Source organism: Ruegeria sp. BB5 (assembly GCF_056539405.1).
The window spans coordinates 107344-131187 of the sequence record NZ_JBQFUX010000007.1; the positions used below are offsets into that span (position 1 = coordinate 107344).

The following is a 23844-nucleotide window of genomic DNA, read 5'->3' on the forward strand; positions in this document are numbered from 1 at the left end:
TCTCTGGGGTTATTCGTAATAGGTGTAGCCGTTGATCGAGTCGCGATAGGCGCTCATCAGGGTTTTGCGGTCCTTGGCCATCAGAGTACCGGTCGAGATCGCCTCGTCCACCATTTTGCGGAAGGCGGCGACGCAATCATTGGGATCGAACTCGACATAGGACAGGACCTGGCTGATGGTGTCGCCCTCTTGTTCGTGCAGCAGGTCAAAGCCACCGTCAGCGCGCAGGTCGATGGTCACGACATTGGTGTCCCCGAACAGGTTGTGCAGATCGCCCAGTGTTTCCTGATAAGCACCGACAAAGAACACGCCCATCAGGTATTCCTGGTCCTCGGGCAGGGAATGTACCGGCAAGCTGGGTGAGACACCGTCGGCCAGAATGAACCGGTCGATCTTACCGTCGCTGTCGCAGGTGATGTCGGATAGGACCGCGCGGCGGTCGGGTGTCTGGTTCAGCCCCTGCAGCGGGACGATCGGGTGCAGCTGGTCAATGGCCCAGACATCGGGCAGCGACTGGAATAGCGAGAAGTTGCAGTGGTAGATATCGGCCACTTTTTCCAGTTGGTCGTCCACATCCGTTTCCAAATCATCGCTTGCTGCCAGCGCCTTGAGGCGGGCCATCAGCGATAAATAGATGCGTTCGGCGCGGGCCATCTGGCGCAGGTCGACATAGCCGCGGCGGAACAACGCGCGCAGCTCGTTGCGGTAAAAATTTGCGTCGTTCCAGCATTCTTGCAAACGCTCGGTACTGAGGTACCCGTTGATCGCGGCAAGGTCTGAGACCAGATGGTGATCGTCCGCTTCGACCTCGGGGCCGTTCGGTGCGTCATACAAGGTGCTTTCCAGAACATTGAACACCAGCATCGACGACGTCGCCACCACGGCGCGCCCGCTCTCGGTCACCAGCGTTGGATGTTCGACCTCGGCCTCGTCCATCGCGTAGGCCACGGTTTCAACCACGTTGGCGCAGTATTCTTCGACCGTGTAGTTGATCGAGTTCTCGGCAGCCTTTTTCTCACCGGTATAATCCACGCCCATGCCGCCACCGAGGTCCAGATGGGTCAACGGCACGCCCTCGCGCGTCAGTTCGGTGTAGTACCGGCAGGCCTCGCCAACGGCGCGGCGCACGTCGTTGACGTCCTGCACCTGAGAGCCCAGGTGTGAATGTTGCAGCTTCAAACAATGCAGCAAACCTGCCGCTTTCAGCTTGTCCACCGTGGCGACCAGTTGGTCAGTGTTCATGCCAAAGGCAGACCGGTCGCCCGAGCTTTCTTCCCACTTGCCGCTGATCTGATTGGTCAGTTTGACCCGCACACCAATCAGGGGTTCGATGCCCAGTTCGTTATAGACCTCGATCACCGTGTCCGCCTCTTTCGGGCTTTCCAGAACGATGACCGTGTTGAAGCCAATCTTACGACTGAGGATGGCCAGTTGGATGAACTCGGCATCCTTGACGCCATTGCAGACAATCAGCGCCTCGCGGGCCAGACGGTGCGCCAGTGCGACAACCAGTTCGGGCTTGGAGCCAGCCTCGAGCCCATAGTTATACTTTTTACCGAACTCGACGATCCGGTCGACCACCTGGGCCTGCTGGTTCACCTTGATCGGGAATACGCCGCGATAGCTGCCTTTGTAGCCGACACGTGCAATCGCATCGCGAAAGCTTTCGTTGATATGCGCGATCTCGTTTTCCAGATACGAACTGATGCGCAGCAACATCGGTGCCTTGATACCGCGTTCGTCCAGATCATGCAGGATACCTGGCAGGCTGATTGCCGCCGCCTCGGGCACCAGGGGATTGCGCAGACCGATCTCGCCCTGCTCCGTCACCTCAATGAGGCCTTTGCCCCATTTCTCTACCCCGTAGATGGAATGCGGTGCGTCGGGCGTCTGTTTCAATCAGGTCAGTCCTTGCGGTTAAAGTGCCGGTTTAGCGCCCGCCAATACGGCAGCATTTTGATTCTTCCAAGTGTAATCTATGTGGGGGGATTTGCCGAGTTTATGCAGGCTTGCGAATTGGGATCAGGTGATTGTCCCAATGACAGTCCGGCCGGGCTGAAATGCGGGGGGTGGATGTCAGCTCTCCGACTATCCCGGTGCCGGTGGTGAAAACGAACCCTTTGGGGCCGGAGCCAAGGCCACAGACGTCTTCCAACAGGAAATCCCCGTTCAGTTGGCCATTCGCGACGTCGAACCGGTGCAAGGCGTTGCCGCGTGGGCAGGTGATGGCAACCGTGGTTTCATCCCCGGCAAAGGCGACACTGCCCGCGTAGCCTTGCAACGTGCTTTGCGAGGCATCAGGCGCTGAAAGCAAACGCGGTGCTTCGCCCCGACGATGTAGGCCCAGCAGAGGGGGGTGATGCACCTTGTCCCCCTGCCACTGCATCGCAAATGCCACCAAACCGTCGTGCCGTACAGCCAAATGGCGGATCGAATTCTTATGCAGCGCGCGTGGCAGTTCCACCTGTTCCAAAACCGTGCCGGACAAATCCAGATAGGTCAGCTGCGGCTGCATGGTAGGCAGGTTCAGCTTGGTGCGCCCTGTCTCGGGGTGGGTTTCGATGCCGCCATTGGCGATGACCAGCGTCTGACCATCGGGCATCAATCGCATGTCATGCGGACCGATCCCGCCCGAAGTGAACTCGCCTATGCGGGTGTAGCTGTCTGTGTTCCAGACGCCAATCACGCCGTCTCCGGAATCATAGTCGTTTTCAGTTGTGAACAGACGAGTGCCGTCGGGGGAAAAGACGCCATGGCCATAGAAATGGCGGCCAGCGGGGGCGTTAAGTCGGGTGACTTCGGTGCCTGTGGCGCAATCGATGACCACCGCAAAGGTGCCGGGACGACGGGCAAAAGCCACGGCCTGTGCGCGGTGCGGATGGGCTGCCGCCGCGTGGCCGCGCGCAGGTAGAGGTATGGAAAACAGGATGTATCCACCCGTATCCAGCCCGGCTAGTCGATAGCTGCCATCCGGGAACAGGGCAGCGGCGAGATAGGCGGGTGAACCAACTGCGGCCCAGCTTTGTATCGGCGAAAGGCTGGTCGCGGCCAGACCGGCAAGAAAATGACGACGGCTGGGCAACAGGTCAGTCCCCGTCCAGTGAATTGAACCCGGCGCTGATGCCTAGTGTCGGACCCAGCTCGGCCGAGGCAATCGCACGGATATCGTTGATGGCTTGCTGCAACGCCTCGACCCTAAGGCGGCCCTGCGGAGTGGCGACCCCGGCCAGCACCGGGTCGTCCAGCGATTGCGCGCGGATGATGGCCTTGTCAAAGGCGCTGTCCAGATCGGCGGCAATCTTGGGGTGGTCCGTTGACAGGCGCGCGGCCAGATCGCGCAGGGCGATCAGGGACAGTTCCACATGACGAAGCGCGCGTTCCGAACGGCGTGCCTCGGCCCGGTTGGGGCGCGGGCGGTCGAAGGTGCCCATCGGACGACCAAGGCGGGTGTCGCCAGTGAATTCAAGTCCGGTTACCAACGCCTTGTAAAGCTCTTGCATGGCCTCATCGTCGGACCGATAGGGGCTGTCGTCGCCCGGTTGGGTTAGGGCAGTTGCATAGCCGCCCCAATCTGCGTTTATCGCGCGGGCATTGCTGACGATATCGGTGGTGATGGCCTGTATCAACGCGCAGCGATACGGGACGCTGCCCTGATCGGCAAAATTGGGCTCATAAAGCATCTGTTCTAAGGCAAAAAAGCCACGTCCGGCGACGGATGTCTCGGCGAATCTTTCGGGGCTTTCCACAGCCGCATCCTCGGTCGCGATCAGGCTGGACAGGGCTTTGGGGGTGAACCCTTTGGTGTCGGGCCAGAAGGCCAGCGCAAAGGCGCGGCCGTTCACCTCGGACGGGCCAAAGCGCAGATGGCTGACCGAGATCCAGTCGTCAAAGGCCGCGTGATAGGCGCCCCGCAATTCGGGCGAGGTTTGGGTGCAATCGGTTTGTGCTGTTTGGGCCAACACCCCGGTCGTTTCAGCCAGTGCGGCAAAGCCGGGAAGGATGTGCCCTTCGACCGCATCCGACAAGATCGGCTCACGGTCCTGCGCCAGCGCAATTAGGGGCAGCGTCAATGCGACAGCGGCAACAAGGATACGCATGTGTCAGAGGCTTTCCAGAAAATGGATCAGGGCATCGCGGTCGGGTTTGGGCATGGCCACGACCGTATCGCGGGCTGCCTGTGCCTCACCCCCATGCCAGAGGATGGCTTCCAGCAAGGATTGCGCGCGACCATCATGCAGGAACTGGGTGTGGCCCGAAACCTGTTCAGTCAGCCCAACGCCCCAAAGCGGTGGCGTGCGCCATTCGCGCCCTGTGGCGCGACCCTCGGGGCGGTTATCAGCCAGCTCTTCGCCCATATCGTGCAGCAACAGGTCGGAGTAAGGCCAGATCAGCTGAAAACTCTGTTCGGGCCGGTCTGACATGCGATGAGTGACAAAGGCAGGCGTGTGGCAGGACGCGCAGCCAGTGTCGTAAAACACCTGCTTACCGTGCAGCACCTGAGGGTCGTCCATGTCCCGCCGCGCGGGAACGCCCAGGTTGCGGCTGTAAAAGGCAACAAGGTCCATTCCGATCTGGTCGATCTCGAACTCGCGCACGTCACCGTCCCCGTGCGGGGCGGTCGCACAACCAATCTGAGCATCGGTGCAATCGCCGTGGCTGGCGGGGTAAAGTGGGCTTGATATGCCGATATCACCGGCAAAGGCCGCCGCCGATTGTTCCATGATCGTGGGCATCCCGGCCTTGTGCCCGAACCGACCCATCATCGGGGCGCCATATTCCATCGCCCAGACGATATTGGGACGCCCGGAAATCCCATCCCCATCGGCATCGTCGGGATCAGCGTTGGCCAGCAGATCCGCGACCGGTATCGCTTCGAGCAATCCAAGGCCGATCATTTGCGGCGCCACACGTGGACTGAGCATCGCCTCTGGATGCAGCGGCCCGTATCCAAGGTCAGCCGCCGCGTAGGTCGGTTTGCGTAAAGTGACGGTTTCGCCATCTGACAAAGTGACCGGGACGTCCTCGTAAGTGATATCCAGGCGATATTCAGCCGGATGACCGGGCAGGGCCAAATCCTGCATCTGGCTGCCGTAATTTGGTTCGGGCTGGGTGGCGATGTAATCCTCGATCTCGTCATATCCGCCGCCACCGGGGATCGAAACCCGCAGGAACATCGAAATTGCATTGTCATCCGGACCGTTGGGCGTGTGCCCGCGCCCGTCCTTGATATGGCAGCGCTGGCACGACCGGGCGTTGTACAGCGGCCCCAGCCCATCCGAGGCCAGAGTTGAGGCCGGAGAAGACACCCAGATTTTCTTGAACAGTCCGTTTCCAACCTTAAAGTCCAGCTCTTGCTCAAAGCTCAGGTTTCCTGAGGGCTGCGAAAATGCGTCAGCATCGGCACGGGCGCGAACGGTGGCGGCACCGGCGGGCAAGTCCTCGAACCTTTGGGGCGTGCTGAAATCGGTGGGCGCAGCGGTGACACGGGCGATGCGCGCACGCTCATCCTCGGTTCTGGGTTCGAAATTCAGGTGATAGTCCCGCAGCTCGGCGGCTGGGGTTTGGGTGGCCGCAAGGGCGACCACCGACAGGATGAAAAGGCTACTCGCCCTCGTCCATTTTCGATGCGTTGAGTTGCGCATAATGGGCGTCGCCAATCCTTTCGTACAGGTCGAGCTGCGTTTCCAAAAAGTCGATATGACTTTCTTCATCGCGGATCAATTCTTCGAACAGCGACATAGAGGCATAGTCTTGTGCTTCTCTACAGTAATCCCGCGCTTCTACGTACAACGCGCGCGCGTCCTGCTCGGCTGCCAGGTCGCATTCCAGTGTTTCCTTGGGGTTCTGACCAATTCTCAGCGGGTCCAGTTTCTGCAGGTTGGGATGGCCTTCCAGAAAGATGATCCGTTCGATTAGCTTGTCGGCATGCCCCATCTCTTCGATGGATTCTTCACGGCTTTTCTTGGCCATGTGGCCAAGGCCCCAATCTTCCTGCAGGCGGTAATGGAGCCAGTACTGGCTGACGGCTGTCAGCTCATGCCGCAGAGATTTGTTGAGGTATTCTATTACCTTGGGGTTGCCCTTCATCTGCTTTCTCCTGAGTTGCTCTGGTGCGTAGGGCACGGAGCTGCATGGGGACTTCCAGATTATCGTTCGATCGCATTGTGTCCAGAAAAAGCGGCATGCAGCCGCCACAATCCGCTGATTTTCCAAGGGCGTGGTAGACCTTGCCGGGGGTGATGATCGTGTGTGCATCTGCTGTCCGCATCCAATCGATCGCGGCGCGGATATCATGGTCAGTTATATTTGTGCAGTGACATACGATCATAGCGAATCTGTGCTCGATAGATTTCTTACTTAATTAGTAAGTTATTTGTTTCGGGTCCAGCTGAAAGTCACAATTTTGCGTGACAGGAAAGCCGGGGGCGTGAATTTGCGCACGCCCCGATCCGGGGTTTGTTTAGTGGAAAACCGCGTCAGGGTTATCCAGGCTGTCGGAGCCTTCGAACTCGATCTGATCCAGTTCCAGAGCGGTCACGATACGCTCGATCGTTTTGGTCTGATCGACCAGACCGTTGACGCCGCCCATGATCAGTTGCTCGCCGCCCTCATTGCCGCGTTCCAGCATCTGGTCATAAGCGAAACCGGCCTCGGCGGTCGACTTCAGACGGCCCAGGGCCTGCATGGTATTGGCCAGCTTGACCTTCATCTCGGCGTCCAGCGACGGATCGGACGAGATCACCAAGTCCGAAAGCGAAGCGCCCGAAACCGGGGTGCCGTCGATGCGGGTATAGCTGCCCAGATACACGTTCTGAATACCCAAGCCGTCGTAATAGTGGCTGTTGTGAGTGTTGTCCGAGAAGCAATCATGCTCTTCCTCGGGGTCGTTCAGCATCAGGCCAAGGCGCATACGTTCACCTGCTTGCTCGCCATAAGACAGCGAACCCATACCGGTTAGGATCGCGCTGACGCCAGCGGTTTCATTCGCGTTCAGTGCAGCACGCGCCTCACCACCTTCGGCCCATTGTGCGGCCATCCATTCCAGATCGCTGACCAGCAGGGCGGTTGCAGCGCTCAGGTATTGGGCGCGGCGATCACAATTGCCGCCGGTGCAGGCGTCACCTTGAACATAATCGGTATACGGGCGGTTGCCCGCGCCGGAACCGTGACCGTTCAGGTCCTGACCCCACAGCAAGAATTCGATGGCGTGGTAACCGGTGGCGACGTTTGCCTCGATCCCGTCAGCCTCGTGCAGGGTTTCGCCCAGCAGTTCGGGGGTGATTTCGCTGGCGTCGATGGCCTCGCCCGACAACTCAAAGCTTGGATTGGCGATCACGTTCAGCGCGGCAAACTCGTTTTCATCAGTGGGTCCGCTATAGGAGGCATCGACATAATCAATCAGGCCTTCGTCCAGCGGCCAGGCGTTCACTTTGCCTTCCCAGTCATCAACGATGGCGTTTCCAAAGCGGTAGACCTCGGTCTGTTGATAGGGCACGCGCGCGGCGACCCAGGCGGCGCGGGCCGCGTTCAGGGTGGCATCGGATGGGTCGGCGATCAGGGCGTTTACGGCCTCTTGCAGCGCTTTGGCAGCGATCAGGCTATCGTCATATTTGGCTTCGGCGATTTTTGCGTAGGTATTCAGAACTTCGGCTTTCGAGGGTGCGTCAGCTGCAAAAGCTGCGGAGGCAGCACCAATTGTAAGGATGCTGGTGGCGGTGAAAAATCGGGTCATGGGGGTGACCTTTCCAGTCAGAAAAAGGTTTTCATACGCCGGTTATGTGGCGCGTATGATGTATTAACTGAGTGAATTAGTCACCTATGTCAACCTGAGTTTTATAGTCGGATAATATTGGTCACCCCGATACTCCCCAATATTGGTGGGGCGCGATGCGTGGGGCCAAGATTGCACGGGATTTGAAACATATTAGAATAATCCGGGTGATTCTTTGTTTAGTGGTGCCTGTTTATGAAAAGCGCAGCTTTCGCCCTGATCCTGATCTCTGCGGTTTTTGTGTCGCAGGCTCATACCGCTGTCGCGCAGGATCATGCTGCGGGTGATCTGGACATGGTGGTTTCCGGGGCCGAGTTCACCTTGTCACTGGCAGTCCCCGCCGCCGGCATTCTTGGCACCGAAAAGCCTGCGCAAAACGATGAAGGGCGGGATTCTATTGCCGTCGCCATTTCCGACCTGTCCAAACCTCTGGAGTTGTTTGTTGTGCCCGAAGAGGCCGAGTGTTTCGCCGCGATGGCCAATGTCACACTTTCGGCCATAGGTTTGGGGCAAGACACAGACACCACGCGGACGGATGGTGATGACACCAACGAATTTCAAGCTGAATACCTGATAAGATGCAAGAATATCGACGTAATTGAGGCCATCCACTTTGCATATTTCGAACGATTCCCGACGGCCGAAAAGCTGGCCGTGCGTGTTGATCAAGCTGGTAAAAGCCGCACGCAAAACGTCACGCGCGACGCACCTGATCTGACGTTCAAGTAAGGTGGGTTACGTCAAAACGCCCTGACTTAACCTAATCTTCGAACCGCAGGGACAGCTCCTTTTGTGTTGCGACGCTTTGACAGCACAGGATCAACCCCTTCTCGACGTCACGATCCTCCAGAGCCATCCGATTGCGCATATGAACGGTGCCGCCCTCAAGCTGGGCGGCACAAGCACCGCACACACCAGATTGACAACTGAACGGTGGGTTCAGTCCGGCCGCAATCGCCGCGTCAAGGAGGGTTTGCCCAGCAGCAACAGGCACCTCCGAGACCTTGCCGTCAAGCCTGATCCGGGCGGTTGCGGCCATGCCGGGTTCGCTCAGGTCGTCTTGGGCGTCTCCGCCGAAGCTTTCCTTGTGGATGCGATCGTCTGGCACATCCAGATTCCGCAACGCCTCCCGGATATCCGTATTCATACTGCCGGGGCCGCAAATCCAATAATGAGTGTCTTGCGCCACGGGGGGCGTTTCAGTGATTGCCGCCTGAATGGTATCTGCGTCCAACCGCCCCGTGCGCCACGGTGAAAACCAGCTGAGCATGGAGGGGTGCGACAGGACATGGCGTAGGGTGAACTGGTTCGGATGTTGTTCCAGCAACTGCTCAAGCTCATCCTGGAAAATAATGCTGTTCGCATTGGTATTGCCAAAGACCAGATGGGTCACGGAATGGGGCTCAGCTGCCAGAACGGTCTTGATCATTGCATAAAGCGGCGTGATGCCGCTGCCCGCCCCAAAGAAATAGTGGGTGCGGCGTTTCAGGGCTCCGGGCTGTAAGGTGAAATGCCCGAATGGAGGCATGACCTCGACCGTGCCACCGGGCGACAGGGTGTCGCCTATGTGGTTGGAAACGATCCCATCCTTTACGCGCTTGACCGTGATACGCAGCGCCGATCCCGGCGGGTTCGAGATGGTATAGCTGCGCCTTTGCTCCGCACCGGCAATCTGAAACCTGAGCGTCAGATGTTGCCCGGCCGTCCATTGAAACAGATCGGTCAGATCGGGCGGGACGTCGATAGTTACACTGGTGGCCGCGCCGCCGATCTCTCGGCGAGTGTCGGACACGGTCAGGGTATGAAAGTCACGTTGCATAACAAGGTCCCGTCATCGGTAATCATAGGTCGTGGTCAAGGACTGGATCACCGTCCCGCCAAGATAAGGCGCAAAGACAAAGTTGTCTGTCTGACGCATTCTGCCGCTGTATCCCTGCCAATCATAATCGACATCGGTCACGGCTGTGACGTGCGACACGCCATCCTCGGTGTGCGATGAAATCACGGGCGCTGATCGGGCTGTTTCTGAGTAACCTTCCAACGCCTTCGCGATCTCGGGGTCTTCCGCGTCGGTGTCATCCCCGACACGGTACGAGAACACGTTGTCCGGCTGCCCCATCCCGTATTTGAGGATGATCTGATGCGTGGCATCGGGGTGCCAATCGCTCCAGGTGGCAAGCAGGCTTTGTTCATCCTGCGCTTGTAGGATACGCGTGGCAATGTCTTCCGGTGCGTCAGCTTGCGCCGTCAGCACCAGAGCCGATGCAAGCGCAACTCCGATCAGGGTGGCTTGGATTGGTTTCATGATCAATCTCCAGGGCATTCAGCTGTCTTGCATGAAATCCAGCACCACTTTCTGGTGCAGCGTGATCGGGCTTTCGCCAATCCCAGCGGGGCCGATTTCCAGATACGGACTTTTCAGCGATTTCTGCTGCTGTTCGCAGGCATAGATATCTTCGGTCGTGAAATCGCCCGATGCCATCGGATCATCTGCGCCTGCTGCATCGTCGCCTTGATATTTTGGGCCGCCAAAATCTCTCCAAAAGCCCGCGCTTTTCCACTGTTGCTTCTGGAACTCCCAGTTCGAAGCGTTGGCAACCTTTGTGCGGTTCTCGATCCGTGTCAGATCGGGGGCCAACGGTGTGATGATGAACAGATTCCAGCTTTCTTCGCTGGCCCCGATACCAATGCCGGGAAACAGCATAGGAACCCACGCACCGGTATGAGGTTCAGCGATCACACGCGGCATAGGAAGTTTGGCTTCGTGGTCCTTCGCGTAGGCCTCGGACGGGGGTTCCCAAAAGTGGTAATGCGGCCCCTTCCATCCGTATTCCGCCTTGGCATGGTCATACATATGCAGCGTATTCGAATGCAGATGGCTCAAGTGGTAGACGTCGATGTAATTCTCGACAACGATCTTCCAGTTGGCCTTGATCTCATAGGTGTTGCGCCCGTCGGTATACTCGACCAGTTCCTCGGGCTTGTGCGGGCCCAACAGGGGATCGACCTCTCCGAACCATTCGGCAAGGGTGGGGGCGTCAGGGTCCGGATGCACGAACAGCATCCCGCGCCAGACATCCACGCTGGCCGGTTTGAGGCCAAGGCAGGATTTGTCGACGCCGCCGGGAAATTCAGAGGCCTCATCCGGGACCGAGATCAGGTTGCCCTCAAGATCATAGGTCCAGTCGTGATAAGGGCAGGTCAGCGCTTTTTGTGTCTTGCCGACCGCGCGGATCAACTGGGTACCCCGATGCCGGCAGATGTTGTGAAAGGCGCGCAGCCGGTGATCGCGCCCCATGACGATGAACAGATTGTTCAGCCCGGCCTGAACCGACAGGTAGTGGCCCGGTCCTTCGATATCTTCGACCAGCCCGGCAAAACGCCAAGTGCGCGAGAAAATCTGGCGCTGTTCGCGGTCGAACCAGTCCTGCGAGGTGTAAGCCTCGACCGGTAGATGGTGATACATTTTGGTCATCATAGTACCTCAGGCAAGAAGATGGGCATATTGGGGAAACAGGCTGGCGGCGATCATCATCAGACCCAGCACAGCCCAGAGGCCGACGATGGCCCAGTACAGAATCGGGTCATCATCGCGGTTAATTTCGAACACCAGAAAGGCTTGTCTGTTCATGATGGTTGGGACGATCCACCAGACAAAGAGCAGCCCCCAAACCCAGTAGAGACCAAGCACAGTGGCCACCAGCAGGATGGGCAGGGCAATGTAGTTCACCGTTCGCGTCGGGGTCATACTTTAGCCTCCAGTGTCGATGCCAGTAGAGAGGCGGCCAGTTTCAATTCGGCGCGCCATGCTTCGGGCGGGTCCAGCGGGGACAGGGCGTCCATGCTGACAAAGATTGCCGAAATGCCCTGTGTTGCTGCGCGTAAGGTTGCGTCTGATGTCATTGGGGCCGCGCGCCGCAGGATTGCTTCGACCACGTCGAAGAAATCCGTGAGGCTGTCCATCAGACCTTGGCGCAGATCGGGGCGATCGGGCACTGTGGTGACCAGTGCCTGATAGGCCAGCATCAGCCGTGGATCGGTTCCGCTATCTTCGGAAAACAAGGTGTCCACTAGGTCCGAAGGTGTCGCCGTGTCTGGCAAAGCCTGACGCAAACCGTCCAATGACGCGGTAAATCCGGCAATCACGTATTCGGCCAGCGCGGTTATCATTTCGTCCTTGTTTCCAAGGTAATGGCGTAAGAGCGGTCGCTTGACGCCGGCTTCATCGGCGATCCGCGCCTGGGTCGCGCCTTCCAGCCCGAACCGCGCCACGCAGGTTAGATAGGCGTCGAGTATTTCGTGCGATCTTTGGTCTTTTAGCGAAGGTCTGGGCATCAGGATCTCGTTTATTGTCACGAATGACAAATAATCGAGAAATATACTTTGTCAACCATGACAATTTATTTTTCGAACTGAGAGCGGTGAAAACCCGATCTCGGTTAGTAATGATGAAAAGCGGAAAGGATCGTTAGTTGCGCCGGGCCGCATCGGGCTGCACCGGCAGTTCGTTGAAATGCTTGGCCGTTAACCGGTCACGGAACGGCCAAACACAGGTCAGATATCATTTACGCGGGATCGAACGCAAAGTTGGTTTCGGAGGTTTGGCCGGTCACAGATTTGCTGGGCGCACCCGATACATAGACCTCTTCAACAGCGCGATCGTCTCCCATCATCTGCAGGACGAACAATTCTTCTGCAAGACTGCCAACGCGATCCATACGCAGGGCCATGGCGGGGGTGCTGCGGGCGTTCAGAACAACGACATCGGCCTCGGTTCCGGGGTCGAGGTTTCCGATTTTGTCTACCAGACCCAGAACGCAGGCATTACCGCGCGTAGCCCAGTGGAAGGCCTGCAGGGGATGCAGAGCCAGCCCTTGCAATTGCAGAATCTTGTACCCTTCGTTCAAGGTTTGCAGCATCGAGTAGCTGGTGCCAGCACCGACATCCGTTGCGATCCCGTTTGAGATACCGCGCGCGCTCAGCCCGCCATGATCAAAGAGGCCGCTGCCCAGGAACAGGTTCGAGGTCGGGCAAAACACGGGATGTGCACCGGTTTCTGCAAGCGCGTCGATCTCGCGTGCCTCCAGATGGATCGAGTGCCCCAACAGAGTCTTTTGCCCCAGCAGACCAAAGGATTGGTAGACATCCAGATAATCGCGCGCCTGCGGATAAAGCTGCTTGGTAAAGGCAATCTCATCTTTGTTTTCCGACAGATGCGTCTGGACGTGACAATCCGGATGCTCCTGCGCCAAGGCCTGCGCCATGGCCATCTGTTCCGGCGTCGATGTGATCGCGAACCGAGGTGTGATGACATAGCCGTTGCGGCCCTTGCCATGCCAGTCGGTGATCAAGGCTTTGGTGTCATCGTACCCGGTTTGCGGCGTGTCCTGCAGACCTTCTGGCGCATTGCGGTCCATCAGGACCTTACCACCAAGCATGCGCATGTTTCGTCTGGTTGCTTCTGTAAAGAACGCATCCGCCGAGGTTTTGTGGACCGAGCAATAGGCCACGGCGGTCGTGGTGCCGTGGGTGATGAGCTGATCGTAGAATGCCCGCGCCATATTCGCGCTGTGTGCATCCGAGGCAAAACGGGTTTCTTCCGGGAAGGTGTAATTGTTGAGCCAGTCCAAAAGCTGAGCGCCCCATGAGGCGATCACCTGCACTTGGGGGAAGTGAATATGCGTGTCGATAAAACCGGCCATCATCAGGTGCGGGCGGTGGTCTGTCACAGGCACATCCCCGGCTTTGGCGCTGATCTCGGCGAAGGGTCCGGTATCCTGAATGATTCCGCCATGGATTAGCAGAGCGCCGTCCTCAAGATAGGTATACGCGCCGGAATCTTCGCCGCTTAGGGGTTCGCGATGAAAGGTCAGCAGACGACCGCGAAGCAATCTCTGTGTCATGAAAGGTCTCGTTTGTAGGATAGGGAAAGAGTAGGGGGCAGCCCTGCGACTGCCCCGCTATGGATTAGGCCTGTTGTGCAGGTGAGTCGTCGTCGATCAGATCAGGCTCATCCGGTACGATCACACGATGCTCAAGATCCTCTTTGGGTGCGAACATCGGATAGACGTAGAGGAACGCGCCGATGATCAAGTAACCAATGGTGATCCCGTCGAACTGAGGCACCTGCAACGTGTAGGAATGGATGATCCCGACAGAGGACATCAGCCCACCAGCGACAGCAAACGCGCCCGCCATCCGGAACCGACCGTCGATTACGTCGGCCACAATGGCACCCCAGACCAGACCAGTGATGATCGCGCCTTGGCTCAGGGCAAGGTGTCCTTCGTAATGGGCACCTTCCATCAGTAGTGCTGCGGTCAGGCCTTCGTCACCCAGTGAGGGCAGTCCCTCGACACCGGTGCTGCGCAGAGCGTTCATCAGAGACCCCCACTTGACCATCAGGAAGGCTGAGATGTGAGGCAGGATCGCAAAGGATACGGCAGCCATGTGCATTGGCTTTACAGCCCAGGCCGTGTTGGTGATCAGGCTGACCGAAACAAAGACCAGGACCGGAGCCGCGGCGGCAATCGGGATCAGGCCCGCAAGGAAGGACAAGAAACCCAGGAAAGCGGCGGCAGCGATCACAACAGCCACACCAACGATGTAACCGGCATGTGCATCAAGCCGCTTGTAGGCAGGGTGCCCGATGTAAACGGTTGTCGGGAAGGGCGAACCAAAAAGCGCACCCAACATTGTGCCTGCGCCGTCCGTTACTTGGCACAGTCCAACCGGGTAGTGGTCGCCTGCGGCCTCGGCCGATTCCACGTTGTTCATGGTTTCGATGAAGTTGTAGATCTGTACCGGGATCAGCACCAGGAACAGCTCGGGGTTGGCGAACAGGTATTGCACACCGGCGATGAGGTCACCGAAATAGGGGACCGGCGGGTAAAAGCCGATGCCGCTGACGTCGATTTTGGATTCACCAAGGATGATAGCAATCACCGTACCGGCAGCAATTGCGACCAGACCGGCCGGAACATTGCCCGGCAGGCGAAAACGCCCGATCAGACCCCACAGGATAAACAGCAGCGACGTGAAGCCGATGATGGGGTTTTCGAACACCTCGGCCAACGGAACGGAACCGATAAAGACCAGCGCAATACCGCACAGCGTGCCCAGCATCCCGGCGCGCGGCGTGATCCGCTTCAGATAAGGCCCGACAATGGCACCCAAGGCCGCAACGATGCCGCCCATGAACCCGGCGCCAATGCCCACTTGCCATGCCAGCATGGGATCATTGGTTGCCCAGTAGATGGGTCCGATCACACCGAACAAGTAGACGAACATAACCGGCGTCGAGATGCCGTAGGGCAAGGCGGTGACGTCTTCACCCCGTTTGTTTGCGGCCCATTTGGCGAGGTACGTATAAACGGCAACACCGGCCAAAATCGCGACGGCGGCACCGGGAACAATGCGGCCAAACACGATTTCGGCGGGCATCTGAAACACGAACTGGCAGACCCCGGAAAGGATCAGCAGATTCACGAGGTTGTCAGTAAACAGCGCCCAGAAAGCGCTGAAGTCGCTGCGGGTAAACAGCTTGTATTCGTAGGTCCTCCCGTCCATGACGGTCTCCTCCTCTGATGTGACCGGAATGGCCCGACAGATGTCAGGCCGATCTCCCTTTCCGGTCGTGATGGTGGCCCCGCAGGGGCGCCTGGTTTGCCCCGGTCGGGGCGGTCGCGGCAGTTTCAGAGGTCAATTCAGCCATCACCTCGGCCACCACGAAGGTGGCGATGACGCTGGGCCGCTTGTCGCGGCTACCGCTTGCCCCGATAGGGCATTTCAAGTGTTCGATAGACTGTCCGTCACAGTGTTTGTGCGCCCAGTTCCTGAGCTTTACCCGCTTGGTGGCGGACCCGATCATCCCCACATAAGCGGCGTCCTGACGTTCCAGTGCGGCGGATGTCAGCAGGAAATCCAATCCATGATCGTGAGTCAGAACGATAAAGGCGCTGCCCGCAGGCGCACCCCAGATATCCGTCTCGGGGATCGCGCTGACGCGGGTTTCGACATTGGCTGTGCAAAGCTCGACCTCTTCGGGTCGGGTGTCGACGAGGATGCAGCGCACCGGCAGATGCTGAAACTGATTGGCCAAAGCGCGCCCCACGTGACCTGCGCCCATGACATAGACGTGTGGCAAAGCCTCGTCGCGCTGGGTCGCGCGTTCTGTGGCGGCCCATTTGTCGGACGCACGCATGCGGGTCAGTTTCATCTCGACCCGCCCACCGCAGCACTGGCCGATTTCCGGGCCAAGCGGCACATCCAGATCCTGATGCAACACCCCGTCGCGCAGCATGTCGCGGGCGGCGTTGATGGCCATGAACTCCAATTGGCCACCACCGATGGTTCCCCACAGCGCCCCGGGTGCCACGAACATCTCTGTCCCTTCATTGCGCGGCGACGACCCGCGCACACGCGTCAGTGCTACGCGGATCACGCTGTGCTGCGTGGACAGGAATTCGCTAAGGGAACCGGGGGCAGTCATGGCTCAGGGCCCCGCTTGCAGCCGCGCAACTGCCATCAGCACACGTTCGGGGGTGGCTGGCGCGTCAAGGCGCGGGCATTCGCGGTAATCAGCGACAGAGGCCACGGCCATCGACAGCGCCTCGAACACCGAAATGCCCAGCATGAACGGCGGTTCTCCGACAGCTTTGGAGCGTTTGATGGTCAGCTCGCGGTTTTCCGACCAGTCGGCGAGGTTCACATTGAAGATGCGCGGACGGTCGGACGCGAGCGGAATTTTGTAGGTCGACGGCGCATGGGTGCGCAGACGGCCCGCGTCGTCCCACCAAAGCTCTTCGGTGGTCAGCCACCCCAAGCCCTGTATAAACGCGCCTTCGACCTGGCCCTTGTCCAGCACAGGGTTCAACGAGCGTCCAACGTCGTGCAAAAGATCAGTACGCTCTACCCGGTACTCACCGGTCAGGGTGTCAATTGTCACTTCCGAACAGGACGCGCCATAGGAGTAATAGTAGAACGGGCGGCCTTGTCCTTTGGCCCGATCCCAGTGGATTTTCGGCGTCTTGTAGAACCCGGCCGCCGAAAGTTGCACGCGTGCTAGATAGGCCTGTTTGACGAACGTGTCGAAAGGCAGAACTTCGTCGCCGATATGCACCTGATTGGCGTGGAAGGCCACGTTCTCGGGTGTAACATCCCAGTTCTCAGCGGCGAATTTCACCAGACGCGCTTTGATCTGCTCGACCGCGTTCAACGCAGCCATGCCGTTCAGATCAGTCCCGCTCGAGGCAGCCGTGGCTGAGGTGTTGGGAACCTTCTCGGTGGTCGTTTTGGTGATCTTGATCCGGCTGAAATCGACCTGAAAGGCTTCGGCCACGACCTGCGCGACCTTGGTGTTCAGGCCTTGCCCCATTTCGGTGCCACCGTGGTTTAGGTGGATCGAACCGTCATTGTAGACATGCACCAGTGCGCCAGCCTGATTGTACCAAGTCGCTGTAAAGGAAATGCCGAACTTGACTGGTGTCAGCGCGATGCCTTTTTTCAGGATCGGCGACGTCTTGTTGAATTCGATGATCTCCCGACGGCGCTTGCGATATTCCGATGTCTCTTCCAGCTCTCCGATTAACCGGTCGAGAATGCTGTCTTCGACCTCTTGGTGGTAGGGGGTGATGTTGCGGTCCGTGGTGCCGTAGAAGTTGGCCTTGCGTACATCCAGCGGGTCTTGCCCGGTGGCATAGGCGATCTCTTCGATCATCCGCTCTGCCGCGATCACGCCTTGGGGGCCGCCAAACCCACGGAATGCGGTATTCGAAACCGTGTTGGTTTTCATCGGATGGCTGTTCAGGCGCACGTTCGGATAGAAATAGGCGTTGTCCGCGTGGAATAGCGCCCGGTCGGTCACGGGCCCCGAAAGGTCTGCTGAAAACCCGCAGCGCGCGGCAAAGCTGCCTTCGACAGCCTGAATGCGGCCATCATCGTCAAAGGCGACGTCATAATCGATCACAAAGTCATGGCGTTTGCCGGTCGCCGTCATGTCCTGATCCCGGTCGGGGCGGATTTTCACGGCGCGGTTCCACTTTTTGGCAGCCATGGCAGCAACCGCGCAGAACAGGTTCATCTGGCTTTCCTTGCCGCCAAAGCCACCGCCCATACGGCGCACGTTGACCACAACGGCGTTGGATGGCACGCCCAGGACATGCGCCACCATATGCTGCGCCTCGGACGGGTGTTGGGTTGAGCAATGCACGACCACATCGTCGTCTTCGCCCGGAATGGCAAAGGCGATGTGACCCTCGAGGTACATGTGATCCTGGCCGCCAACGCTCATGCGGCCCTTGATCCGGTTGGGGGCGGTAGCCTGCGCCGGGGCGACATCTCCGCGCTCCAGCTTGAGCGGTGCCGTGACATGCGGGTAACCGGCCTCCTGCGCGGCAATCGGGTCCAGCGCATGGGGCAGAGTTTCGTAGTTGATTTTTGCCAGTTCTGCGGCCCGGCGCGCGATGTCGCGGGTTTCGGCAACAACGGCAAACAAAGGCTGCCCATGAAACTGAATGGCATCGGTCGGGAAAACCGGTTCATCGTTCAGATGGGTCGGGCTGATATCATTGGCCCCCGGCACATCATCCGCGGTCAACACTCCGACAACGCCGGGCGTGGCCAGAACGTCGGTGAAGTCGATGCCCAATAGCTTGGCGTGCGCTACGTCCGAGACGCCGAGATACGCGTGCAGCGTGCCTTCGGGCTGGGCAATATCGTCGGTGTAATCGGCCCGTCCGGTGACATGCTTGATCGCGCTGTCATGTTTGACATTGGTGTGGGCCGCCCCGGTGATGGAAACGTTATCTTTCATTTTTTGTCTCCTTATCAGGCGCAAGCCAGTTGAACGGGGGCGTCGGTTTGGGCGTCGTTTTCAAGGTAGAAGCGACGCAGCAGGTTTTGGGCGGATAGCATTCTGTAGTCAGACGATGCGCGCCAATCGGTGAGAGGGCTGAAATCTTCAGCCAGCGCCTCGGCGGCGGCCTCAAAGCTTTCCCGCGACCAGGATTGACCGTTCAGCGCCGCCTCGGCAGCAGCGGCTCGCTTGGGCGTGGCAGCCATACCGCCGAATGCGATGCGCGCATTGCTGATGGTGCCGTCCGTGACCGTCATGTGAATGCCAGCAGCGACCGAGGAGATGTCCTCGTCACGACGTTTGGAAATCTTGTAGGCTGCATTCAGATCATCGGGTCCGGGCAGGGGCACATGGATGCTTGCGACGAACTCATCGGGTTGGCGGTCTTGCTTTCCGTAGTCGATGAAGAATTCAGCGAGAGGCAGCGTCCGGCTTTCAGAACCGCGCCGCAGCGTGATTTCCGCTCCAAGCGCGATAAGAACCGGCGGCGTATCCCCGATGGGCGAGCCATTGGCGATATTTCCGCCGACGGTTCCCATATTCCGCACCTGCCACCCTGCGATGCGATCCCAGTAGGAGGACAGGTGTGGCAGGTGTTCAGACAGAAGTTCCTGGCAATCGGTGTAGCTGGCGCCAGCACCGATCAGGAGGAGGGAACCCTGTCTTTCGACTGTTTTCAGGTCTTCGAGATGACCGGTGAAGATGGCAGGCCCGATGTTACGCAGGAATTTGGTGACCCAAAGACCCACATCCGTGGCACCGGCCACGATCGTGGCCTTGGGATAGGTCTGCAGGCAATCGGCAAGGTCATCAACGCTGGAGGGGATAATGCTCAGGTTGTTTTCCGGTCCGGATACAACGCGCCGATCGTCCTTGAGCGCGGCCAGACGTGCGGTCATGGTTTTACGTTCGGTATTCAGGTGGTCCGATGCCGGGGTGCCATAGCGGCTGACGGCAACGGCGGCACGGATGATTGGCTCATACCCGGTGCAGCGACACAGGTTGCCCTGGAGCGCGGTTTCAACCTGCGCTTTGGTCGGCTCGGGCGTTTGCATCCACAGTGCATACAGCGCCATGACGAAGCCCGGCGTGCAGAACCCGCACTGGCTGCCGTGGTGATCAATCATCGCCTGTTGTACCGGGTGCAGACGACCGTCCGGGCCGGACAGGTGTTCAACCGTCACGACATGGCAGCCATCGACCGAGGCAAGAAACCGGATGCAGGCATTCACGGGAACATAGGCCAGCCCTTCACCACCAAGCCGTCCAACAAGAACGGTGCACGCGCCACAGTCGCCCTCGGCGCAGCCTTCTTTTGTGCCTGTCAGCCGACGCTCCAACCGCAGGAAATCCAGAAGCGTCTGGTCTGCGGATACGTTTGGAACGGACACATCCTTGCCATTCAGGACAAATTGGATGTCGGTGCGATGCGTCATGGTATTCTCCCTATGCCCCTGCCTTTCAGGTGGGTGATCGGGGGGACCATAGGCGCAACGATTGAGTCTTAAAATCGCCGGAAACGGCAAATACTTTCAACAGATCGTTGAAAAAGAAGACGCCATGGCGCAGTCTTTCCGCAAGGAGAGGATCGAATGTCGTACATCGAAAGCCTGCGTGTTTTTGTCAGAGTGATGGAACTGGGCAGCATTACATCCGGCGGGCGCGACCTGCGGTTAACCCCGGCGGTGGCCAGCAAGCGATTGAAAGAGCTTGAGAACCATTTGGGTGTGCGGCTGTTCAACAGAACAACCCGGTCGATGACCCCAACCGAAGTTGGATCGGTTTTCTACGACGAGGCCAAAGCCGTACTGCTGGCGATTGATCACGCCGAAGCGCGCGTTGCCAGCTTTTCAGACGCCCCGCGAGGTGCCATTCGCATCACCGCGCCGCTGGGTGTCGGGCGTAGAATCGTCGCGCCTCTGGTGCCGGAATTCTCGGAACTCTACCCCGAAACAGAGATTCGCATGCGTCTTTCGGACCGCAAGGTGGACATGATGGCCGACGGTTTGGACATAGCGTTCTTTATCGGTGAGCCCGGCGATTCCACCATGAAACTGCGAAAGTTTGCGGATTGCGATCGCGTGCTGTGTGCGTCTCCGGAATATCTGTCGAACTTTGGCGTGCCCAATACGCCGGATGACCTTCTGCATACGCCCCATAACTGCCTTTTGCTGCGGTACCCCAGATCGCCCGAATACTTCTGGACCCTCAACACCGACATGGGACCGCGAAAGCTGGAAGTTCACGGTAAATACGATGCGGATGATGGGGACGTGCTGACGGACTGGGCGCTGGCGGGCAAAGGGATCGTTAACAAACCACGCTTTGACGTGCGGGACTATCTTGAGGACGGTCGACTGGTCGAGGTCCTACCGAAGACACCCCCCGTGCCGACGATTTTCGGGTGCCTTTATCCGCATAAAAAGCTTCAGGACCCCAAGGTGCGCCTGTTCGTCGAACATATCGCGCAGCACAGCAAACGCTTTTTCGCGCCGGGCTGAAAAACAAAAAAAACTGGGTATGAAAACCCAGTTTGCCTGTCACTTATTTCTCTGTTGGTGCTATTGATCTCTGACTTCGTTGATCCACGCAACAATGGTCTGGCGTGCTTCTTCATCCATCTGAACCGCCGATGGTGGCGGCATCGCGTGGCTGATCCCGGCCTGCAGATAAATCTGGTCGGCCTGCCGGGCCACGTCACCGGGGGTTTCAAGGTAAACCTTCTTGGGGGCCCATTTCATGGTGCCATAGACCGGCTCGCGCGCATGACACATGGAGCAATTGCCCAGCACCGTGTCATACGCGGCCTCAAAACCGGCGGCTGACGCATATTTCTGTTCATATGGCGTCAACTCGCGGGCTTCGGCGTCTTCCCATGTTTCTGTTGGCCTGACCGAAGACAGCCAAGCGATTATAACCATGAGAATGACCGTGACAGCCCAGGTCCAGTGCGGGCCTTTCCCGGTCGAGTGCATGGTGTTGAAGTAATGCCGGATGGTCACGCCTGTCAGGAAGATCAGGCTGGCAATGATCCACGAATACTCGGTTCCGAAAGCCAGCGGGTAGTGGTTCGACAACATCAGGAACACGACCGGCAAGGTCAGATAGTTGTTGTGCGTCGAACGCACCTTGGCGATCTTGCCGTATTTGGCGTCGGGCGTCCGACCAGCCTTGAGGTCTTCGACCACGATCCGCTGGTTGGGCATAATCTGAAAGAACACGTTGGCCGTCATGATCGTTGCCGTGAACGCACCAAGGTGCAAGAGCGCAGCGCGGCCAGTGAAGATCTGGTTATAACCCCAAGACATGATCACCAGGATCACGAACAGCAACAGCATCAACACGGTCGGGTGGTCGCTGAGCTTGGATTTGCACATCTGATCGTACAGCAACCATCCGATAGTCAGCGAACCGCCAGAGATCAGGATGCCTTGCCACAGCGCCAAATCCACCTTGGTTGGATCAAGCAGGAACAGCTCACCGCCGACCCAGTAGATGATCATCAGAAGGGCCGCTCCAGATAGCCAGGTCGTATAGCTCTGCCATTTGTGCCAGGTCAGATGTTCCGGCATCTGGGCAGGCGCCACAAGGTATTTGACGGTGTGATAGAACCCGCCGCCATGTACTTCCCATTCCTCGCCATAAGCCCCGTCCGGTAGGGTAGGGTTCGGCTTAAGCATGAGGTCCAGCGCGATAAAATAGAATGACGCGCCAATCCACGCCATCGCGGTGATCACATGCAGCCAGCGGACAGAAAAGGCGATCCACTCCCACATTACGGCCAAGTCGTACATGGCATTGCTCCTAAGATTCTAAGTTCTTCGGCACTCTATGCGATAGAGTTTTCCTCTGGTATTGCTACGAAAGACCAAGCAGTATCAAAAAATGCAAAAAAATGTCCTACTTCGATAACATCCGCACTTTTGTCCGTGTCTATGAATTAGGCAGCATGTCTGCCGCGGGCCGCGATTTGCGGGTTTCACCGGCGGTAACCTCGGCTAGGATTTCCCAGCTTGAAGAACATCTTGGTGTACGTCTGTTTCAACGTACAACGCGCAGCCTGACGCCGACAGAACAGGGAAAATCGTTTTATCGGGGGGCGACGGAAATTCTTGAAGCCGTCCAGAACGCCGAAGCGCAAATCGTCAATATCACCGAGAACCTCAAGGGATCGCTGTATATCGCCGCCCCCTTGGGGGTTGGTCGGCGTCTGATAGCACCGCAGGTGCCAAAATTTCTGGCTGAATACCCTGAGGTGAATGTTCGGCTAAGGCTGACTGATCGAAATGTGGATATCACGACCGAAGGCCTGGATTTGGCTTTCTTCCTTGGTCAGCCCGAAGACAGCAATTTGCGCATTCGAAAGATTGCTGACGTGGAACGGGTTCTGTGTGCTTCCCCGAAATACGTCAAGAAACATGGGATGCCAGAAAGTGGCGACGATATTGTCGCCAACGGGCATGAATGCCTCAGCCTGCGGTTTCCCGGTGCAACTGAATTCCAGTGGCTTTTGAGAACCGAAACCGGACCAAAGCGATTCCGTGTTTCAGGGCGGTACGAGTCAGACGATGGCGACGTGTTGACGGATTGGGCCCTGGCCGGGCACGGCATCGCGTTGAAGCCGGTATTTGAGATTTCAAAGTACCTCAACGCCGGTACCTTGGTTCCGGTCGCGGTTAAAACACCACCGGAACCGATTCAAATGGCGTGTTTGTTTACCCACCGTCGTATGCAGGACCCCAAGACACGCCTGTTCATGGAGTTCATAATCGAGCGTATTGGTTCAACGATTGCTGAGACGAACACGCCTTAGAAGGACACTTAGCTGCCGCGATATGTCGAATAGCCGAAGGGCGAAAGAAGCAACGGCACATGATAGTGCGAGCGTTCGGACATTCCGAAGCGGATTGGGATGACGTTCAGAAACCGCGGGTCTTCGAGCGGGGTCCCACAGGCGTCGAGGTAGTCTCCGGCGTAAAAGATCAGTTCGTATTCGCCCAATGAAAACTCGGCTTCGGGCAGGATTTGTTCATCCGTGCGGCCGTCGTCATTGGTGAACAGGGTTTTCAGCAATGTACGGCCAGTCCCCTCAATTCGAAAAAGTTCGATTTTCAGACCCTCGGCAGGGCACCCCCGCGCCGTGTCCAGAACATGTGTAGTTAGGTAACCTGACATTTGCGCCTCTCTATAAAACTTGGAAATTACTAATCCGAATACT

The 23844-nt window shown here is 58.1% G+C and carries 22 protein-coding genes; 3 read left to right on the forward strand and 19 right to left on the reverse strand.

Annotated features, from left to right (window positions below; translation table 11 throughout):
* Positions 1–9 precede the first annotated feature (9 nt).
* The 7 genes from speA to ACR0DL_RS15810 form a co-directional block, all read right to left on the reverse strand.
* On the reverse strand, positions 10–1899 hold the full coding sequence (gene speA, locus ACR0DL_RS15780) for a biosynthetic arginine decarboxylase (protein WP_170362076.1): 1890 nt from the start codon (positions 1897–1899) through the stop codon (positions 10–12).
* A 100-nt stretch (positions 1900–1999) separates the two neighbouring features.
* Positions 2000–3082: a DUF1513 domain-containing protein gene (locus tag ACR0DL_RS15785; RefSeq protein WP_480690088.1), complete on the reverse strand. Its 1083-nt coding sequence runs from the start codon at positions 3080–3082 to the stop codon at positions 2000–2002.
* Between the two features lie 4 nt (positions 3083–3086).
* Positions 3087–4097, reverse strand: a complete 1011-nt coding sequence (locus tag ACR0DL_RS15790; RefSeq protein ID WP_480690091.1) for an imelysin family protein — start codon at positions 4095–4097, stop codon at positions 3087–3089.
* Between the two features lie 3 nt (positions 4098–4100).
* Positions 4101–5642 (reverse strand): di-heme oxidoreductase family protein, encoded by a 1542-nt coding sequence (locus ACR0DL_RS15795; protein ID WP_480690093.1) that lies wholly within the window; start codon positions 5640–5642, stop codon positions 4101–4103.
* The gene (bfr, locus tag ACR0DL_RS15800; protein WP_480690095.1) at positions 5602–6087 is read right to left on the reverse strand and encodes a bacterioferritin; all 486 of its coding nucleotides are present in this window, start codon (positions 6085–6087) and stop codon (positions 5602–5604) included. The genes ACR0DL_RS15795 and bfr overlap by 41 nt, the downstream gene beginning before the upstream one ends.
* Positions 6035–6328, reverse strand: a complete 294-nt coding sequence (locus ACR0DL_RS15805; protein WP_170350875.1) for a (2Fe-2S)-binding protein — start codon at positions 6326–6328, stop codon at positions 6035–6037. Before ACR0DL_RS15805 ends, bfr begins: the two co-directional genes overlap by 53 nt.
* 132 nt (positions 6329–6460) lie before the next feature.
* Positions 6461–7732: an imelysin family protein gene (locus ACR0DL_RS15810; protein WP_480690097.1), complete on the reverse strand. Its 1272-nt coding sequence runs from the start codon at positions 7730–7732 to the stop codon at positions 6461–6463.
* Positions 7733–7966: 234 nt separating this feature from the next.
* Between ACR0DL_RS15810 and ACR0DL_RS15815 the strand changes: the two genes are divergently transcribed.
* On the forward strand, positions 7967–8500 hold the full coding sequence (locus ACR0DL_RS15815; protein WP_480690099.1) for a ZrgA family zinc uptake protein: 534 nt from the start codon (positions 7967–7969) through the stop codon (positions 8498–8500).
* 31 nt (positions 8501–8531) lie between these two features.
* On the opposite strand, the gene ACR0DL_RS15820 is transcribed toward ACR0DL_RS15815, so the two are convergent.
* The 10 genes from ACR0DL_RS15820 to xdhA form a co-directional block, all read right to left on the reverse strand.
* Positions 8532–9590: a 2Fe-2S iron-sulfur cluster-binding protein gene (locus tag ACR0DL_RS15820; protein ID WP_480690101.1), complete on the reverse strand. Its 1059-nt coding sequence runs from the start codon at positions 9588–9590 to the stop codon at positions 8532–8534.
* Positions 9591–9602: 12 nt separating this feature from the next.
* The gene (locus ACR0DL_RS15825; protein WP_480690103.1) at positions 9603–10076 is read right to left on the reverse strand and encodes a hypothetical protein; all 474 of its coding nucleotides are present in this window, start codon (positions 10074–10076) and stop codon (positions 9603–9605) included.
* Positions 10077–10094: 18 nt separating this feature from the next.
* Complete coding sequence (locus ACR0DL_RS15830; protein WP_480690105.1) at positions 10095–11249, reverse strand: aromatic ring-hydroxylating oxygenase subunit alpha; 1155 nt, start codon at positions 11247–11249, stop codon at positions 10095–10097.
* A 6-nt stretch (positions 11250–11255) separates the two neighbouring features.
* A complete protein-coding gene (locus tag ACR0DL_RS15835) occupies positions 11256–11519 on the reverse strand; it encodes a hypothetical protein (RefSeq protein WP_425082077.1) in 264 nt (87 codons plus the stop codon).
* Positions 11516–12106, reverse strand: a complete 591-nt coding sequence (locus tag ACR0DL_RS15840; RefSeq protein ID WP_425082076.1) for a TetR/AcrR family transcriptional regulator — start codon at positions 12104–12106, stop codon at positions 11516–11518. Before ACR0DL_RS15840 ends, ACR0DL_RS15835 begins: the two co-directional genes overlap by 4 nt.
* Before the next feature lie 230 nt (positions 12107–12336).
* A complete protein-coding gene (gene guaD / locus ACR0DL_RS15845) occupies positions 12337–13674 on the reverse strand; it encodes a guanine deaminase (protein WP_480690107.1) in 1338 nt (445 codons plus the stop codon).
* Between the two features lie 64 nt (positions 13675–13738).
* Entirely contained in the window at positions 13739–15340 is a 1602-nt protein-coding gene (locus ACR0DL_RS15850) for a xanthine/uracil/vitamin C permease (RefSeq protein ID WP_170350884.1), read from the reverse strand.
* Positions 15341–15383: 43 nt separating this feature from the next.
* Complete coding sequence (gene xdhC / locus ACR0DL_RS15855) at positions 15384–16262, reverse strand: xanthine dehydrogenase accessory protein XdhC (RefSeq protein WP_480690110.1); 879 nt, start codon at positions 16260–16262, stop codon at positions 15384–15386.
* Between the two features lie 3 nt (positions 16263–16265).
* Positions 16266–18584 carry a xanthine dehydrogenase molybdopterin binding subunit gene (gene xdhB / locus ACR0DL_RS15860; protein WP_480663702.1) on the reverse strand — a complete coding sequence of 773 codons (2319 nt, stop codon included), beginning with the start codon at positions 18582–18584 and terminating at the stop codon, positions 16266–16268.
* 14 nt (positions 18585–18598) lie between these two features.
* Positions 18599–20062, reverse strand: coding sequence for a xanthine dehydrogenase small subunit (xdhA, locus tag ACR0DL_RS15865; RefSeq protein WP_480690112.1), 1464 nt, complete (start codon positions 20060–20062; stop codon positions 18599–18601).
* A 156-nt stretch (positions 20063–20218) separates the two neighbouring features.
* Between xdhA and ACR0DL_RS15870 the strand changes: the two genes are divergently transcribed.
* Positions 20219–21127: a LysR family transcriptional regulator gene (locus ACR0DL_RS15870; RefSeq protein ID WP_480690114.1), complete on the forward strand. Its 909-nt coding sequence runs from the start codon at positions 20219–20221 to the stop codon at positions 21125–21127.
* 60 nt (positions 21128–21187) lie between these two features.
* Here the strand turns inward: ACR0DL_RS15870 and ACR0DL_RS15875 are convergent, their stop codons facing one another.
* A complete protein-coding gene (locus tag ACR0DL_RS15875; RefSeq protein ID WP_480690116.1) occupies positions 21188–22420 on the reverse strand; it encodes a urate hydroxylase PuuD in 1233 nt (410 codons plus the stop codon).
* A 101-nt stretch (positions 22421–22521) separates the two neighbouring features.
* On the opposite strand from ACR0DL_RS15875, the gene ACR0DL_RS15880 reads away from it, so the two are divergent.
* A complete protein-coding gene (locus tag ACR0DL_RS15880; RefSeq protein ID WP_480690118.1) occupies positions 22522–23439 on the forward strand; it encodes a LysR family transcriptional regulator in 918 nt (305 codons plus the stop codon).
* An 8-nt stretch (positions 23440–23447) separates the two neighbouring features.
* On the opposite strand, the gene uraH is transcribed toward ACR0DL_RS15880, so the two are convergent.
* Positions 23448–23801, reverse strand: a complete 354-nt coding sequence (uraH, locus tag ACR0DL_RS15885) for a hydroxyisourate hydrolase (protein WP_480690120.1) — start codon at positions 23799–23801, stop codon at positions 23448–23450.
* Positions 23802–23844: the final 43 nt, after the last annotated feature.

What these genes read in the sequence shown, in the direction of transcription:
- ACR0DL_RS15810 (WP_480690097.1), bottom strand. Translation starts at nt 7,732, where the DNA reads ATGACCCGATTTTTCACCGCCACCAGCATCCTTACAATTGGTGCTGCC.
- ACR0DL_RS15875 (WP_480690116.1), bottom strand. Translation starts at nt 22,420, where the DNA reads ATGTACGACTTGGCCGTAATGTGGGAGTGGATCGCCTTTTCTGTCCGC.
- ACR0DL_RS15805 (WP_170350875.1), bottom strand. Translation starts at nt 6,328, where the DNA reads ATGATCGTATGTCACTGCACAAATATAACTGACCATGATATCCGCGCC.
- ACR0DL_RS15880 (WP_480690118.1), top strand. Translation starts at nt 22,522, where the DNA reads ATGTCCTACTTCGATAACATCCGCACTTTTGTCCGTGTCTATGAATTA.
- bfr (WP_480690095.1), bottom strand. Translation starts at nt 6,087, where the DNA reads ATGAAGGGCAACCCCAAGGTAATAGAATACCTCAACAAATCTCTGCGG.
- uraH (WP_480690120.1), bottom strand. Translation starts at nt 23,801, where the DNA reads ATGTCAGGTTACCTAACTACACATGTTCTGGACACGGCGCGGGGGTGC.
- ACR0DL_RS15840 (WP_425082076.1), bottom strand. Translation starts at nt 12,106, where the DNA reads ATGCCCAGACCTTCGCTAAAAGACCAAAGATCGCACGAAATACTCGAC.
- ACR0DL_RS15835 (WP_425082077.1), bottom strand. Translation starts at nt 11,519, where the DNA reads ATGACCCCGACGCGAACGGTGAACTACATTGCCCTGCCCATCCTGCTG.
- xdhB (WP_480663702.1), bottom strand. Translation starts at nt 18,584, where the DNA reads ATGAAAGATAACGTTTCCATCACCGGGGCGGCCCACACCAATGTCAAA.
- ACR0DL_RS15795 (WP_480690093.1), bottom strand. Translation starts at nt 5,642, where the DNA reads ATGCGCAACTCAACGCATCGAAAATGGACGAGGGCGAGTAGCCTTTTC.
- ACR0DL_RS15820 (WP_480690101.1), bottom strand. Translation starts at nt 9,590, where the DNA reads ATGCAACGTGACTTTCATACCCTGACCGTGTCCGACACTCGCCGAGAG.
- guaD (WP_480690107.1), bottom strand. Translation starts at nt 13,674, where the DNA reads ATGACACAGAGATTGCTTCGCGGTCGTCTGCTGACCTTTCATCGCGAA.
- xdhA (WP_480690112.1), bottom strand. Translation starts at nt 20,062, where the DNA reads ATGACGCATCGCACCGACATCCAATTTGTCCTGAATGGCAAGGATGTG.
- ACR0DL_RS15815 (WP_480690099.1), top strand. Translation starts at nt 7,967, where the DNA reads ATGAAAAGCGCAGCTTTCGCCCTGATCCTGATCTCTGCGGTTTTTGTG.
- ACR0DL_RS15790 (WP_480690091.1), bottom strand. Translation starts at nt 4,097, where the DNA reads ATGCGTATCCTTGTTGCCGCTGTCGCATTGACGCTGCCCCTAATTGCG.
- xdhC (WP_480690110.1), bottom strand. Translation starts at nt 16,262, where the DNA reads ATGACTGCCCCCGGTTCCCTTAGCGAATTCCTGTCCACGCAGCACAGC.
- ACR0DL_RS15870 (WP_480690114.1), top strand. Translation starts at nt 20,219, where the DNA reads ATGTCGTACATCGAAAGCCTGCGTGTTTTTGTCAGAGTGATGGAACTG.
- ACR0DL_RS15850 (WP_170350884.1), bottom strand. Translation starts at nt 15,340, where the DNA reads ATGGACGGGAGGACCTACGAATACAAGCTGTTTACCCGCAGCGACTTC.
- ACR0DL_RS15830 (WP_480690105.1), bottom strand. Translation starts at nt 11,249, where the DNA reads ATGATGACCAAAATGTATCACCATCTACCGGTCGAGGCTTACACCTCG.
- ACR0DL_RS15825 (WP_480690103.1), bottom strand. Translation starts at nt 10,076, where the DNA reads ATGAAACCAATCCAAGCCACCCTGATCGGAGTTGCGCTTGCATCGGCT.